Consider the following 14,488-nt stretch of genomic DNA (forward strand, 5'->3'; position numbering starts at 1 on the left):
CCGGCTCGGGATCAGCCGGCTGGGAACCAGCCGAGCAGCTCGATCGGGTGCGTGACCCGCCACCAGAACCCAGGGCCGTCCAGGTGCGCGGCCAGCGTCGTGTCGACGGTCGCCGCATTCACCGGGCCGCTGACGGTCAGGGTGCCGGCATGGGCGCCCCGATCCCAATCCGTGCCGAGCCGCAGCTGGGTCTTCGCGCTCGCCTTGGCGCTGTTCCACACGACGAGGTCGGCGTCGGATGCAGTGACCACCGGGGCCGACGCACCCCACGCCGTGTGCACGGTCCCGACCGGGGTGCCGGCCGCGACGGATGTCGTCGGCTCGGACTGCGTGTCCACCTGGGCGAACAGTGAGCGCACCGCGGCCCACCGCGCGTCGGAATCGGGCTGGTTCAGGGCGACCGCATCGATCTGCAGGGAGACGTCGCCGATCTTCAGGTCCTTGACCGCCAGCAGGTTGTACCCGTCGAGAGTGCCGGTCTTCATCCCCACCACATCCGGGTCGGCGAGCAGGTCGTTCGTGTTCTTGACCGTGCCGGCGCCGGGCAGCTTCACGGACTTCTTCGCCACGATCTCGGCGATCGTCGGATCGTCCATCGCCAGCCGCGCCACCTGGATCAGGGCGGCCGGGGTCGCCGTGTTGGCGGCGTTGAAGCCGGTCGGGTCGGCGATCGTGATGCCGGTCACGTCGTGCTCGTCCAGCCAGCCGTTCGCGGCGACGGCGAAGGACTGGTCCGAGCCCCACCAGGTGTCGGCCAGGCGGGCGGCATAGTTGCTGGCCGAGCCGATCAGCATCCCCTCGAGCAGCTGATACTGGGTCAGCGAACCGCCGATGGGCACGTCGAGCGCCGATTCGTTGTTGCGCAGGTAGCTCCAGTACTCCGCGTTGTCGGCATAGGTGAACGTGAACGTCGGCCCCTGGTCCTTCGCGGTGACCGGGCTCTTGTCGAGCACGACCAGCGCGGTGACGACCTTCGTGATGCTGGCGATGGCGCTCTGCTCGGTGGTGGAGGCCAGCGGCGCGCCGAACCCCTCGACGGCGACCCCCGCCGCGCCCGCCTTCGGCCACGCCAGGGATGCCGCCGCCGCGCCGTGCGGCGTCACCGTGACCGCCGCGATGGTCGGCGCGACGGCGTTCAGCGGCCACAGCGCCATCGTGGTGCAGTAGGCCGCGACCAGCAGGACCACCAGCCCGAGCGGGACGAGCACGCCGGGTCGTCGCAGTGACCGGCGCGGGCGCACCGCCAACAGCGACACCGACGCAGGAAGCGAGGTCGACATGTCCAGAGAACCGGGGATGTGCACCGCCGTCAGGGTGCCCCCGTCCCACCAGCGCAGCGCCGCGTCATCCGGCTTCTCGAGATCGAGGACGGATGCCGCGGGCTCGGCCGTTTCGCCGGTTTCGACCGATGCGGCGGGCTCGCCCGTTGCGCCGGGCGAAGCGACCGGCGGGTCGGGCGTCACGTCGGCGGAGGGCACCTGCCCACGGTACCGGACAGACGACTATACTCGGCGGCACAACCACGGGAGTCCGGTGAGCCGGGCTGAGAGGAAGCGACCCACGCTTCGACCGTCGAACCTGATCTGGGTCATGCCAGCGCAGGAAGGGAGCATCGCATGCATTCTGCTGTGTCCGAATCCGCCGTCACCTCGGCATCCGCCCGCCGATTCCGGTGGCGGGTCGTCGACATCGTCGTGGCCAGCGTCATCGGCGTCGCCGCCGGGGTGATCTTCTGGCTGTGGGGCCAGGCGTGGACCCCGCTGTCGACCGGCCTGTCGTTCCTGCCCGGACTGGACGGCCTGCTCGCCGGCGGCTGGCTGTTCGCCGGCGTGCTCGGCGGGCTGGTGATCCGCAAGCCCGGGGCCGCCCTGTACACCGAGATCGTGGCTTCGGTCGTCTCGATGGTCGTGGGCACGCAGTGGGGACCAGAGACCTTCATCTGGGGCGTGATCGAGGGGCTGGGAGCCGAGATCGGCTTCGCGATCCTGCTGTACCGCAACTGGCGACTGCTCGGCGCACTGGTCGCCGGCGCCGTCGCGGGACTGTCCACCGCGATCCTGGACACCAACTTCTCTTCCATCGCGGCCTACGAGTTCGGCCCGCGCGCCATCTACTTCGTCGCCGCGATCGTCTCCGGCATCCTGCTGGCCGGTCTGGTGTCGTGGCTCATCGTGCGGGCCCTGGCCGCGACCGGTGCGCTGGACCGGTTCGGCGCGGGACGCGAGGCGCGCTCGCGCGAGTCGGACGATCCCGACGCCGCCTAGGAGCCGGACGTGACCCTCGACCCGGTCGCCGTGACCGCCGCAGGATGGGGGTGGCGGCATGCCGGCCGCCGCCGCTGGGCGGTGACGGGGCTCGACCTCGACATTCCCGCCGGGCAGCGGGTCGCCTGCTGGGCGCGAGCGGTGCCGGCAAGAGCACCGTGATGCGGGGGCTGGCCGGCGTGCTCGGCGAAGAGGAGGACGGCGAGCAGACCGGTCGCCTCCTCGTGGACGGGATGCCGCCCGCGGCCGCCCGCGGGCGGGCCGGCCTGGTGCCTGCAGGACCCGGATGCGCAGGTCGTGCTGGCCCGGGTCGGCGACGACGTCGCGTTCGCGTGCGAGAACCTCGGCGTGCCGCGGGAGGAGATCTGGCGGCGGGTGGATGCGGCGCTCGACGCGGTCGGACTGCGGCTGGGCCGCGGCCATCCGACGGCGAAGCTGTCGGGCGGGCAGAAGCAGCGGCTCGCGCTGGCCGGGGTCCTGGCGATGCGACCCGGACTGGTCCTGCTGGACGAGCCCACCGCGAACCTCGACCCGGACGGGGCCGTCGAGGTGCGCGACGCCGTGCTGCACGCCGCGGCGGGCGCCACGCTCGTGGTCGTCGAGCACCGGGTCGAGCTGTGGGCGGCACACATGGACCGGGTCGTGGTGCTCGGGCCGGACGGGGTGCTGGCGGACGGGCCGCCGGCCGCGGTGTTCGGCCGGCACGCGGCGGCGCTGGCCGAGGCGGGCGTGTGGGTGCCCGGCGCGGCGCCCTGGCGATCGCCCCGGGAACGGGGCCGGGGCGAGCAAGTGCCGCTCGCTGCACGCGCAGGGCCTCGCGGTGGGGCGGCGCTCGTTCGGATCGCGGATGCCGCAGGTCGCGGCATCCGGCATCACCGCGTCGGCGCACGCGGGCCGCGCCCTCGCGATGACCGGACCCAACGGCGCCGGCAAGTCGACGCTGGCGATGACCCTCGCCGGGCTGCTCACGCCGGTCGGCGGCGAGCTGGCCGCCGACGCGGCGCTGCGCGACGGGATCGGCCCGAAGCCGGCGGCGTGGACCTCGCGGCAGCTGCCTGACCCGCATCGGCATGGTGTTCCAGACCCCCGAGCACCAGCTGCTGACCGCGCGCGTGCGCGACGAGCTGGCGGTGGGGCCTCGCGCCGCCGGACTCGGCGACGACGAGATCGCGGCACGGGTCGACCCGCTGCTGGACCGGTTGCGTCTGACCCGGCTGGCCGCGGTGAACCCGTTCACGCTCTCCGGCGGCGAGAAGCGGCGGCTCACCGTGGCCGCGGCGCTGGCGACCCGGCCGCGGGTGCTCGTGCTGGACGAGCCGACCTACGGGCAGGATGCGCGCACCTGGCGCGAGCTGGCCGACCTGATCGACGAGGTGCGGGATGCCGGGACCGCGGTCGTGTTCGTCACGCACGACCGCGCGCTGGTCGACGCGCTGGCCGACGACGAGCTGCGCCTGTCGGGTGTGCCGGCGGAGGTCGGGCGATGAGCATCCTGGTCGCCGACCCGCGCGCCCGGGTCTCGTCGTTCAACCCGGTGGCCAAGCTCGTGGCGACGCTGCTGATCACCGTCACCCTGCTGCTGTCGATCGACCCGGTCTCGGCCGGGGTGACGCTGGTGCTGGTGCTCGCCCTGATGCCGTGGTCAGGACTGTCGGCGCGGATGCTGTGGCTGCGCACCTGGCCGCTGCTGATCGCGGCGGTGCTCGGCGCGGCGGCCACCGTCCTGTACGGCCGGGTGGCGGGCCAGACCTATCTGCAGTGGGGGCTGGTGCACGTCAGCGACGGGTCGCTCGAGCTGGCGGCGGCGATCCTGCTGCGGGTGCTGGCGATCTCGCTGCCGGCCGTCGTGCTGCTGTCGACCACGGACCCGACCGACCTGGCCGACGGACTGTCGCAGTTGCTGCGGCTGCCGGCCCGGTTCGTGCTCGGCGCGCTGGCGGGGCTGCGGCTGGTCGGGCTGCTGATCGAGGACTGGCGTGAGCTCTCGCTCGCGCGGCGGGCCCGCGGCGTGGCCGACACCGGGCGGGTGCGGCGCCTGTCCGGGCAGGCGTTCGCGCTGTTCGTGCTGGCGATCCGACGCGGCACGAAGCTGGCCACCGCGATGGAGGCCCGCGGGTTCGGGGCGCCGGGCGCACGGACGTGGGCGCGGCGGTCGGTCCTGCGGCCCCGCGATGCGGTGCTCGTGCTGATCGCCGCGGGGGTCGCCGCGGCATCCGTCCTGGCGGCCCTGGCCGCCGGCACCTGGACCTTCGTCTGGTCCCTCTGACCCCCCTCCTCTCCTCTCCTCTCCTTCTTCCCCGGGATCGTACGATTTGGCCGAGTGCACATGAGTCTGGGCTGAGTTTGATGTGCTCTCGGCGAATTGATGTGGTTTCGGCGTGAGGCGGCGGGACGATGCGGGCGGGCGGCGTGAGGCGGCGGGACGATGCGGGCGGGTCGGCGCAACAGCGCTACCGGATCTCGCCATCCACGTACACCCACCGCCGCGCCCGCCGCGCGAACCGGCTGCGCTCGTGCAGCATCCCGTCGCCGGCGTCGGCCGCGAACCGCGCGCGGAACTCCACCACACCGGACTCGTCCTCCGGCCCGCCGTCCTCGGTCGCCAGGATCTCCAGTCCGGTCCAGGTCATCCCCGGCGTGGGCTCGATCGCGGCCGGCCGCGTGCGCGGATGCCAGGTGCGGAACACGAAATCCAGCACCCCGACCGCATAGGCGCTGTATCGCGCCCGCATCAGCTCCGCCGCCGTGCCGGCCTCGCGCTCGCCGCGGTGCAGCGGGCCGCAGCATGTGTCATAGGAACGGATGCTGCCGCACGGGCATTCTCGGACGAGGGTCACGGTCTCACGTCGCGTTCCACAGCGACCGGTAGTAGGCGAGTCGGTCCTGGTCGGGCGCCACGCCGTACGCCTCGATGAGCGCATCCTGCCAGCCGGGCCCGTAGTTCCACTCGGTGCTCATGGCCGCGACGGCGATGTCGGCCCACCGGTCGGCGACGCCCATCGCACCCAGGTCGACGTGCGCGATCGGCCGGCCCGCGGCATCCAGCAGCGTGTTCGGGCAGCACGCGTCGCCGTGGCAGACGACGAGCGCGTCGATCGGCGGGGGAGTGCGCAGCGCGACGGGAACGCGGATGCCTCGGCCCGCCGCGTTCGCGATCCGCTGCGGCACACCCCAGTCGAACGGACACTCCTGGACCGGAAGAGCCTCGTGCGAGCCGGCGCAACCCCTCCCCGACGGCGCGCACGGCCGTGGCCGGATCGGCGATCCACCGCGGATCGATGGCCGAGCGGCCCTCGATCGCGGCCGTGACGAGCCATTCGTGCTCGCCATCCGCGCCGACCGCGAGCACCTCGGGCACGTGCGTGTACGCGGCGGCCCAGCGCAAGCCGCTGCGCTTGGGCCGCGGCATCCCCTCCGGGTCGTGCGGACCCCACTTGATGTACCGGCCGTCGTCCGTGCGAAACGTCAGTCCGCCCAGCTCGTTCTGCCAGACCGGCGTCAGCGCCGCGCCGCGCGCCAGCTCGGCCACGGCGGCGGGAACCGCCACCGGCGTCATGGGGGTGGACATGCGTCCATCCTGCCTGCCTATCGGATCAGGCGACGGCGGTGGGGCGGAGTGTGGGTGGTGGTGGTGGCGAGGATCTCCATTGGCAGCGTCGTGCGAGTCGGTTGGTGAGCAGGATCGGGGCCGCGTGGCCTGGTGGGTCGCGTTCGATCGTGGCCACCAGGTCCCCGACCGCCGCCGGGTCCTCATGGTCGACGACGCGCGCCGCGCCGGTCCCACCGGCGGCTGCGATGAGGTCCCCGGTGTCCTCGATGGTCTCAGGCCGATCGATCTCACTCGGCCCGCCGTGCCGGCTGCCGCGCCCGTCGCGTAGACGAAGAAGCCGGCGCGGGCGAGTTCGACCGCGATCGCGCGACCGGCTCCGGATCAGTCCGGTGAGCACTGCAGCTGCCAGGCTGCCGCCAGCGCGTCGGCGATCGCGCGCTCGTCACCCGCCTCGAGGTCCGCGACCACCATCATGTGCTTTCGGAAGCGGGTCGGCACGCTGAAGGTGCCGGGATGCCGCGCCAGCACCCCCTCCCGATGGTCGAACGCCGACCGGATGACGATGTGCGTGGCATCGAGCTGTCGGGCCACCATCCGGCCGTGATACCGCCACTGCGCCGGTTCGCCGTCACCGCCGGTGGCGCGCACGCCGTCGAACCCTGCGAGCAGGTCGGCGACGTCGGTCAGCTGCATGGGCGGCAGTCTCGCACGCGGATCGGGCGGCGGCTACCCGGCCTCACTGCCTCGCGCACCCACTAACATGAGAGAGCTCTCATCTGCGATGGTGGACGCGATGGCGGCAGCGGATCGATGCGGAACGGCAGACCGGGATGAACAGGCGACTCTGGAAGCGGCCCTCGCTGTGGGTCGGCATCGGACTGACCGGGGTGCTGCTCCTCGTCGCCGTCAGCGCGACCGGACTGGGCGGCCTGCTGATCATGGCCGGCCTGGTCGCGCTCGGCACCGGGCTCTACACGCTGCTGATCGGCCGCCCCTCCTGGGCCGGGCTGAAGGGGCGGGCCGCGGGCGCGGTCGTCACGATCGTCGCCTGCGCCGTGGTCATCACCGGCACCGGGGTGTATGGCGCCACCCTTCCGCCGGATGCCGCGCCCCCGGCATCCGTGTCGACGTCGGCGACCGAGCAACCGGCAGCGGATGCCGCGGCCACCGCGACGACCACGCCGACGCCGACCCCGACCCCGACGGCGACGCCAACGCCGACACCGACGGCGACGGCGACGCCGACGGCGACGCCGACCCCGACATCCCGCCCTCCGGCCGCCGGCACCGCGCTCGCACTGCTGGCGACGATCCCGGTGAAGGGCCGTGCGCCCAAGACCGGCTATGACCGCACCGTCGTCTTCGGCCAGGCGTGGAAGGACGTCGACCGCAACGGATGCGATACCCGCAACGACATCCTGCGCCGCGATCTGACGAGGGTGGTGATCAAGGCCGGCACGCACGGATGCCTCGTGCTGACCGGCATGCTGCACGACCCGTACACCGGCAAGACCATCAGCTTCGTGCGGGGCCGGGGAACCTCCAACGCGGTGCAGATCGACCACGTCGTCGCGCTGATGGATGCCTGGCAAAGCGGCGCTCAGCAGGCTGAGCCAGACCCGGCGCGAGGCGCTGGCCAACGATCCGCTGAACCTGCTCGCCGTCGACGGGCCGTCGAATGCGCAGAAGGGGGCCGGGAACGCCGCGACCTGGCTGCCGAAGGCCAAGGGATATCGCTGCGCATACGTCGCCCGTCAGATCACGGTCAAGGCCGACTACGACCTGTGGGTGACACCGCCCGAGCGCGATGCGATGACCCGGATCCTGCAGACGTGCCCGCAGCAGAAGGCCGCCACCGCGGGGACGATCACGCTGATGCCGGATGCTGTGGGCACGGCGCCCGCCCCGAAGCCGGCCGCGCCCAAGCCCGCCGCGCCGAAGACGGTGCATCCCGGGTCGTTCTGCGCGCCCATCGGCGCGCACGGCGTGACCACGAAGGGCACGCCCATGGTGTGCAGCGTCAAGGCCGGCCAGACCCGCGCCCGCTGGCGCTCAGGCTGACCCGCCGGGCGGCGAAATCGTACGATCCGGCCGAGTGAACATCAATTTCGGCCAAGTTTCATGTGCAGTCGGCCAAATCGTACGATTTCGAAGAAGAACGGGGTCAGGCCGCGAGCGCGTCGCGCAGCAGCCCGGCGTGGGTGTGGTCGGCATCCTGCGAGCTGAACAGCAGCGTGACCACGTCGTGCCCGGCGATGCTCTGCCGCAGCGCGTCCAGCGCATCCTGGTTCCCCGCCAGTTCGGCGGCATATGCCCGCGCGAACTCATCGAACGGCATGCCATCGTGGTGGAACGCCGTGCGCAGCCTCGGTGCTGGGGGCGACATCCTTGTCCCACAGGTCGATCTGCGCCTTCTGCTTCGACAGCCCGCGCGGCCACAGCCGGTCCACCAGCACCCGGAACCCGTCGGATGCCTCGGCCTCGGCATACACCCGTTTGATCCGGATCTCCATGCCCCCAGTCAACACCCGTCCGGGCTACCCTGGGGAGAACGCCGCCGGCCCGCACACGGTGAGACTGAGTCCCGCGTATGCTGGCACGGAATGTCGGCTGCTCGAGGTCGGCGGTTCGAGACGGTTCGGGACGGTTCGAAGGAGAACAGATGGAGATCAGCGGAGCATCCGCCCTCGTCACCGGCGGCGCCAGCGGCCTCGGCCTGGCCACCGCGCGGCGGCTGGCAGAGAAGGGCGCGAGGGTCACGATCGTCGACCTGCCGCAGTCGCGGGGAGCCGAGATCGCCGCCGAACTGGGCGGCACGTTCGCCGCCGCCGACGTCACCGACCCGGCGCAGGTCGCCTCGGCGGTCGAGGTCGCCGCCTCCGCCGCCCCGCTGCGGGTCGTCGTCAACTGCGCCGGGATCGCCCCGCCCGCCAAGGTGCTGGACCGCGACGGCGAGCCGTCGCCGCTGGCCGCCTTCGCCCAGGTCATCCAGGTCAACCTGATCGGCACGTACAACGTGATCTCGCAGGCCGCGGCATCCATCGCCAAGACCGAGCCCACCGACACCGGCGACCGCGGCGTGGTCGTCAGCACCGCGTCGGTCGCCGCCTTCGAAGGCCAGATCGGGCAGCCCGCCTACTCGGCCAGCAAGGGCGGCGTGCACGCGATGACCCTGCCGATCGCCCGCGAGCTGGCGCGGTACGGCATCCGGGTGTGCACGATCGCCCCGGGCATCATGGAGACCCCGATGCTCGCCGGACTCCCGCAGGCGGCGCAGGACTCGCTCGGCCAGCAGGTGCCCTACCCGGCACGACTCGGCGTCCCCGACGAGTACGCCCGCCTCGTGCTGTCCATCATCGACAACGGCTACCTCAACGGCGAGACCATCCGCCTCGACGGCGCCATCCGGATGGCACCGCGATGAGCGCCCCGATCCTGCTGCAGGTAGAGGAGGGTCTCGCCCGCATCACACTGAACCGGCCCGATCGGCTCAACGCGTTCAATGCCGAGGCGGCGCAGACCTGGGCCGACGTCGCCCGCGAGGCCACGAGTCGTGACGACGTGGGGGCGATCCTGCTGGATGCCGCGGGCCGCGCGTTCTGCGCGGGCGGCGACGTCCGCGACATGGCCCAGAACATGGGCTCGGGGTCCGAGATCACGGCGCTGGCCGAGGTCATCAACACCGGCATCCGGGCGCTGACCGAATCGGCGGTGCCGGTGGTGGCCGCCGCGCAGGGCACGACCGCCGGCGGCGGCCTGGGAATCCTCATGGCCAGCGACTACGCCGTGGTGGGCGAGGACTCGCAGATCGGCAGCCGATACGCCAACGTCGGGCTCACCCCCGACCTTTCGGTGACCGCGCAGCTGACCCGCGCGGTGGGCGAGCGGCGCGCCCTGGGCTCGTCGCTCCAGGACCGGATGCTGTCGGCCACCGAGGCGCTGGAGTGGGGGCTGATCGCCGAGATCGCCGCGCCGGACGCCGTCGGGCTGCGCGCCGAAGAGGTCGCCCGATTCTGGCTGTCCGGAGCCCGCGGGGCGTACGGCCAGGCCAAGCGCCTGATCCGCAGCCAGCCCGCGCGCACGTTCATCGAGCAGCTGAGCGAGGAGGCCCGCTCGATCGGCGTCGCCTTCGACACCGCCGAGGCCCAGGCCCGCATCCGGGCGTTCGCACAGCGCTGACCGATCCCCCGACCCGATCAGGAGACCCGACATGACCGACACCCCTCTCGCCGGCAAGACCATCCTCCTGTCCGGCGGCAAGCCGGGGCATCGGCCTGGCCATCGCGCTGCGCGCGGCGCGCGACGGCGCGAACGTCGCGCTGCTCGCCAAGACCGACACCCCGCATCCCAAGCTCGAGGGCACCGTGCACACGGCGGCCACGGCGATCCGGGATGCCGGAGGCAACGCCCTGCCGATCGTCGGCGACGTGCGCAACGACGAGGACGTCACCGAGGCGGTGCTGAAGACCCGCGGCGAGTTCGGCGGCATCGACATCGTGATCAACAACGCCAGCGTGATCGACCTGTCCGGCTCGCTCGAGCTGGCGGCCAAGAAGTACGACCTGATGCAGGACGTCAACACGCGCGGCACGTTCATGCTGTCGCGCGCGGCCGTGCCGATCCTGAAGGATGCCGAGAACCCCCACATCCTCTCCCTGTCCCCGCCGCTGAACCTGTCGCCGAAGTGGCTCGGCGCGCACACCGGGTACACGCTGGCCAAGTACGGCATGAGCATGGCGACGCTGGGCATGGCCGCCGAGTTCGCCGCCGACGGGATCGCCGCCAACACGCTCTGGCCGCGCACGACCATCGCCACCGCGGCGGTGCAGTTCGCCCTCGGCGGCGACCGGATGATGCGGGCCAGCCGCACGCCGGAGATCTACGCCGACGCCGCCTACCAGGTCATCACCCAGCCGGCGCGTGAGTTCACCGGGCAGTCGCTGATCGTCGAAGAGGTGCTGGCCGCCGCCGGCGTCGACGACTTCTCCGGCTACGCCGCCGTGCCCGGCACGCCGGACGCCGAGCTGTTCCCGGACATCTTCCTCGACTGAGTCGCGCTTGACAGCAGTTGCTTAGACATCCTATTGTCCTGACAAATAGGGGCTGCGCCGATCCGACTCGATGTGCGTGCCGCGTGCACGGCGACGCCTCACCGAAGCCTTCGGGCGAAGAGGAGGACGATGATGTCTCATCGATTGCGTCGACGCGGATGCGTCACAGCGGCGCTGACCACGGCGGTGCTGGCCGCTGCGCTGCTCACGCAGGGCGGCCCGGCGCTCGCGCACGGGCAGAGCGAGGGCCACGGCCACGGCAACCACCAGGGTCAGCAGCAGGAGGTGCGCACGACCGGGAACCTCTATGGGACGAAGGCCGTGTACGAGCCGTTCCAGGACGCACGCACCTACGAGAAGGCTCCGCGGAGCTACCATGCCGTGCTCATCGAGCACGTCAGCCGGCACGGCTCCCGCGCGCTGTCCAGCAAGAAGTACGACGACCTGCTCTGGCAGCTGTGGCAGATCGCCGACGCCGACGGCGGCTTGACGGCCCTCGGCGAACAGCTCGGCACCGATCTGCAGGAGATCATCGCCGTGCACGATGAGCTCGGCTACGGCATCCTCAGCACGCTGGGCGCACAGGAGCAGGAGCAGATCGCCGAGCGGGCCGTCACGCGCATGCGCGCGCTGTTCACCACCGCGGTGCAGAAGAACACGCCGATCAGCATCGTCTCGTCGGGCGTCGACCGTGCCGTCGACAGTGCCGAGAGCTTCGTCGACGGACTGGAGAGCGCCGACCCTGCTCTGGCTGCTGTCATCCAGCCTCAGACCTACGACAAGGACCTGCTGTACTTCCACGACAGCGATCCGGCCTATCTCGACTATGAAGAGTCGGACCAGTTGGCCGATGTGGATGCCGAACTCGAGGCAGCTGCCGGTCATCGCGACCACTGCGCGCGATGTGGTGAACAGGCTGTTCACGCCGGAGTTCGTCGCCCGCATCGACGCGGGTGAGTTCGACCTCGTCGACCACGGCAAGGGCAAGACCCACCTCCAGAGCGCGGTCGACGTGGCCGCCGACATCTACGAGCTGTACGTCATCGCGCCGGGCATGGCGCTCGACGCCGACGTCGATATGACGCCCTACCTGACGGATGAGGATGCCGCGACCTTCGCCTACCTCTCCGACGGGAAGGACTTCTACGAGAAGGGACCCGCCTTCGCCGGCTCCGACGTCACCTTCGGGATGTCACACGTGCTCGTGGACGCGTTCCTCGACTCCGTGGAGGCGGCCGCCGACGGCGACCAGGAGTATGCGGCCCAGTTCCGCTTCGCCCATGCGGAGGAGATCATTCCGCTGGTGGCCCTGCTGCGACTTCCCGGGAGCACTGTGCAGCAGACGCCGGGCGACCTGTTCGCCTACGCCGACAACCCGTGGCGCGGCGCACAGGTGGCGCCGATGGCTGCCAATCTGCAGTGGGATGTCTACCAGGGACCCCACGACCGGACGATTGTGCGCATGCTCTACAACGAGAAGGAGACCGCCTTCGGCGGGGAGTGCCGGCCGATCCACCGCAACAGCTTCTTCTACAGCGTCGATGAACTGACGCGCTGCCTTTCCGCCGTACGGTAGAACGACGTCGACGAGGGGGTGTCCCGGGTGACCCGGGCGCCCCCTTCGTCTGTCCGGCTTGTCATGACAAAGACTGGACACGGAGGGCCCTTGTGTTATTGTAAGGACATACGGACATGGACGCGGCCACCCGCCCCATGGCACGCGGTGCTCGACACCGTGGCATCGACGAATTGGATGATGAAGGACGACGGCGTCTGCGATGAGTCAAACCCTCACTGCTCCGGCACACGAGAACACCAGCCCCGGTGCGACACCACCGCCCCCCGCGGGCCGCGCACGCGCTCCCGTCGCTGGGTCTACCGGCTGAAGATCTCGTTCCGCGAGCCGACGACGATCATCGGAATCGCCGCGCTCGCCCTCTTCCTCTACCTCATCGTCGTGCCCATCGTCACGATGCTCAGCGACGCTGTGCGCGTGCAGTACGGCGACGAGAGCCGCGCGGGCAGTGACTTCGGATCGATCACCGCCTACTACCTCAAGCGCGTCTTCGCCTCGCCTGTGGCGGCGGACCTGTTCTGGCGGCCGCTCGGGCACACGCTCTCGATCGCCGTCACCGCGATCGTGCTGGCCCTGCTCATCGGCGGCGTGCTGGCCTGGCTGCTGAGCCGCACGAACATCTGGGGTCGCAAGTGGTTCATGACCGCGCTGATCGTCCCCTACATGCTCCCCGCCTGGACGTTCGCGCTGGCGTGGACGAACCTCTTCAAGAACCGCAAGGTCGGCGGACAGGCGGGTTGGCTCGAGACCCTCGGCATCGAACCGCCGAACTGGGCGGCCTATGGCTACATGCCCATCTCGCTGGTGCTGGCACTGCACTACGCGCCGTTCGTCATCCTGCTGTTCGGCAACGCGCTGCGACGTTTCGACTCGCAGCTCGAGGACTCGGCCCGCATCCTCGGGGCAGGCAAGATCACGGTTGCCCGTCGGGTGATCATTCCCCTGATGCTCCCCTCGCTCACCTCGGCGATCATCCTCATGTTCGCGAAGTGCCTCGGCGAGTTCGGCGTCGCGTATGTGCTCGGCATGCCCGTGCGCTACGACGTGCTCGCGACGTCTCTGTACCGCAACATCTCCTCGCGCCAGACCGGCGTCGCCGCGGTGATCGCCGGCGCCATCATCCTCATCGGCATCGTCTCCCTGGTCGTCGACGCCTGGATGGTGCGCGAAGCGCGCAAGTTCGTCACGATCGGCTCCAAGGGCTCGATGGACCGCATTACGCAGCTCGGTCGCTGGCGGACGCCGATGACGCTTGTGCCGATCGCCGTGTTCGCATTCAGCGTGGTGCTGCCGTTGATGACGCTGCTGCTCACCACTGTGATGAAGGTGCCGGGCAAGTTCACCTGGGACAACTTCACCCTCGACTACTGGATCGGCCATGATCTGCCGACGGTGGCGATGAAGAACGGCGTCCTGCTGACCGGCGACTTCTGGCTGGCGGCCTGGAACAGCCTCTGGATGGTCGGCGTGGCGTCGGTCACCGCCGGGATCCTCGGACTGCTCGTCGGCTACGTCGTTGTGCGCACCCCGGTCAGACCCGTGGGATGGATGCTGCGAAACGTCACGTTCCTGCCGTATCTCGTACCGGGGATCGCCTTCGCCGTCGCGTATCTGTCGCTGTTCGCTGTTCAGCGCGGCCCGATCCCCGCCCTCTACGGCACCTGGGCGATCCTCGTGCTCGCGTTCATCGCCGAGCAGATGCCCTATGCGTCGCGGGCCGGCATCTCGGCCATGATGCAGCTCGGCAAGGACCCCGAGGAGGCCGCCCAGGTGGCGGGGGCCGGATGGTGGACGCGGATGCGGCGGGTGGTGATCCCCATCCAGAAGAGCTCGTTCTCCAGCGGGATCCTGCTGCCGTTCATCTCGGGCGTGAAGGGCCTGAGCCTCGTGGTGATCCTCGCCGTGCCTGGCACGAACGTGCTCACCACCTACTCCGTGCAAGCTGGTCGACTACGGCTACGACCAGGCGGCGAACGTCGTCGTGCTGATGGTCGCCGCGCTCGCCTTCTTCGGAACAGTTCTCGGACAGAAGCTCGCGGGGAGCAAC

Annotated in this window: 14 protein-coding genes, 4 pseudogenes and 1 riboswitch; of the genes and pseudogenes, 10 read left to right on the plus strand and 8 right to left on the minus strand. The window is 70.9% G+C overall.

All coding sequences use genetic code 11. The features are described from left to right. Nucleotides 1–11: 11 nt before the first annotated feature. On the minus strand, nt 12–1,478 hold the full coding sequence (locus tag L2X98_RS12025) for a D-alanyl-D-alanine carboxypeptidase family protein (RefSeq protein WP_259611053.1): 1,467 nt from the start codon (nt 1,476–1,478) through the stop codon (nt 12–14). A gap of 34 nt (nt 1,479–1,512) precedes the next feature. Then, a riboswitch (TPP riboswitch) is annotated at nt 1,513–1,622 on the plus strand. Here L2X98_RS12025 and L2X98_RS12030 point away from each other — a divergent pair. The 3 genes and pseudogenes from L2X98_RS12030 (at nt 1,617) to L2X98_RS12050 (ending at nt 4,530) form a co-directional block, all read left to right on the plus strand. After that, on the plus strand, nt 1,617–2,264 hold the full coding sequence (locus tag L2X98_RS12030) for an ECF transporter S component (protein WP_259611054.1): 648 nt from the start codon (nt 1,617–1,619) through the stop codon (nt 2,262–2,264). (Overlaps the previous riboswitch by 6 nt.) A 9-nt stretch (nt 2,265–2,273) precedes the next feature. Then, nucleotides 2,274–3,751, plus strand: a pseudogene (locus L2X98_RS19480) (ABC transporter ATP-binding protein). Next, nucleotides 3,748–4,530 carry an energy-coupling factor transporter transmembrane component T family protein gene (locus tag L2X98_RS12050; RefSeq protein ID WP_259613306.1) on the plus strand — a complete coding sequence of 261 codons (783 nt, stop codon included), beginning with the start codon at nt 3,748–3,750 and terminating at the stop codon, nt 4,528–4,530. The pseudogene L2X98_RS19480 and the gene L2X98_RS12050 overlap by 4 nt, the downstream one beginning before the upstream one ends. A 184-nt stretch (nt 4,531–4,714) precedes the next feature. Here L2X98_RS12050 and L2X98_RS12055 read toward each other — a convergent pair whose 3' ends face one another. The 5 genes and pseudogenes from L2X98_RS12055 to L2X98_RS12075 form a co-directional block, all read right to left on the minus strand. Further along, nucleotides 4,715–5,101: a YchJ family protein gene (locus L2X98_RS12055; RefSeq protein WP_259611056.1), complete on the minus strand. Its 387-nt coding sequence runs from the start codon at nt 5,099–5,101 to the stop codon at nt 4,715–4,717. Between the two features lie 4 nt (nt 5,102–5,105). Then, a pseudogene (locus L2X98_RS12060) lies at nt 5,106–5,832 on the minus strand (phosphotransferase). Between the two features lie 25 nt (nt 5,833–5,857). Next, complete coding sequence (locus L2X98_RS12065) at nt 5,858–6,211, minus strand: hypothetical protein (protein ID WP_259611057.1); 354 nt, start codon at nt 6,209–6,211, stop codon at nt 5,858–5,860. Continuing rightward, on the minus strand, nt 6,196–6,507 hold the full coding sequence (locus L2X98_RS12070; protein ID WP_259611058.1) for a hypothetical protein: 312 nt from the start codon (nt 6,505–6,507) through the stop codon (nt 6,196–6,198). Before L2X98_RS12070 ends, L2X98_RS12065 begins: the two co-directional genes overlap by 16 nt. A 277-nt stretch (nt 6,508–6,784) precedes the next feature. Next, complete coding sequence (locus L2X98_RS12075; RefSeq protein WP_259611059.1) at nt 6,785–7,150, minus strand: hypothetical protein; 366 nt, start codon at nt 7,148–7,150, stop codon at nt 6,785–6,787. Between the two features lie 245 nt (nt 7,151–7,395). On the opposite strand from L2X98_RS12075, the gene L2X98_RS12080 reads away from it, so the two are divergent. Beyond that, nucleotides 7,396–7,875: an HNH endonuclease family protein gene (locus tag L2X98_RS12080; RefSeq protein ID WP_259611060.1), complete on the plus strand. Its 480-nt coding sequence runs from the start codon at nt 7,396–7,398 to the stop codon at nt 7,873–7,875. A 103-nt stretch (nt 7,876–7,978) separates the two neighbouring features. Here the strand turns inward: L2X98_RS12080 and L2X98_RS21090 are convergent, their stop codons facing one another. After that, nucleotides 7,979–8,152, minus strand: coding sequence for a DUF488 family protein, N3 subclade (locus L2X98_RS21090; RefSeq protein WP_354002763.1), 174 nt, complete (start codon nt 8,150–8,152; stop codon nt 7,979–7,981). Continuing rightward, nucleotides 8,139–8,327: a DUF488 domain-containing protein gene (locus L2X98_RS21095; protein ID WP_354002764.1), complete on the minus strand. Its 189-nt coding sequence runs from the start codon at nt 8,325–8,327 to the stop codon at nt 8,139–8,141. The genes L2X98_RS21090 and L2X98_RS21095 overlap by 14 nt, the downstream gene beginning before the upstream one ends. A 149-nt stretch (nt 8,328–8,476) precedes the next feature. Here L2X98_RS21095 and L2X98_RS12090 point away from each other — a divergent pair, with 149 nt between their 5' ends. From L2X98_RS12090 to L2X98_RS12115, 6 genes and pseudogenes are all read left to right on the plus strand, one after another. Further along, nucleotides 8,477–9,238, plus strand: coding sequence for an SDR family NAD(P)-dependent oxidoreductase (locus L2X98_RS12090; RefSeq protein WP_259611061.1), 762 nt, complete (start codon nt 8,477–8,479; stop codon nt 9,236–9,238). Next, nucleotides 9,235–9,993 carry an enoyl-CoA hydratase/isomerase family protein gene (locus tag L2X98_RS12095; RefSeq protein WP_259611062.1) on the plus strand — a complete coding sequence of 253 codons (759 nt, stop codon included), beginning with the start codon at nt 9,235–9,237 and terminating at the stop codon, nt 9,991–9,993. Before L2X98_RS12090 ends, L2X98_RS12095 begins: the two co-directional genes overlap by 4 nt. A gap of 31 nt (nt 9,994–10,024) precedes the next feature. Then, nucleotides 10,025–10,865: pseudogene (locus L2X98_RS12100) on the plus strand (SDR family oxidoreductase). A 129-nt stretch (nt 10,866–10,994) separates the two neighbouring features. After that, entirely contained in the window at nt 10,995–11,822 is an 828-nt protein-coding gene (locus L2X98_RS12105) for a histidine-type phosphatase (protein WP_259611063.1), read from the plus strand. Then, nucleotides 11,773–12,441, plus strand: a complete 669-nt coding sequence (locus tag L2X98_RS12110; RefSeq protein ID WP_259611064.1) for a histidine-type phosphatase — start codon at nt 11,773–11,775, stop codon at nt 12,439–12,441. The genes L2X98_RS12105 and L2X98_RS12110 overlap by 50 nt, the downstream gene beginning before the upstream one ends. Before the next feature lie 396 nt (nt 12,442–12,837). Continuing rightward, nucleotides 12,838–14,358: pseudogene (locus L2X98_RS12115) on the plus strand (ABC transporter permease); the annotation flags it as partial. Nucleotides 14,359–14,488 lie beyond the last annotated feature (130 nt).

Origin of the sequence: Microbacterium elymi, assembly GCF_021582895.2 — a bacterium.
Classification (GTDB): domain Bacteria; phylum Actinomycetota; class Actinomycetes; order Actinomycetales; family Microbacteriaceae; genus Microbacterium; species Microbacterium humicola.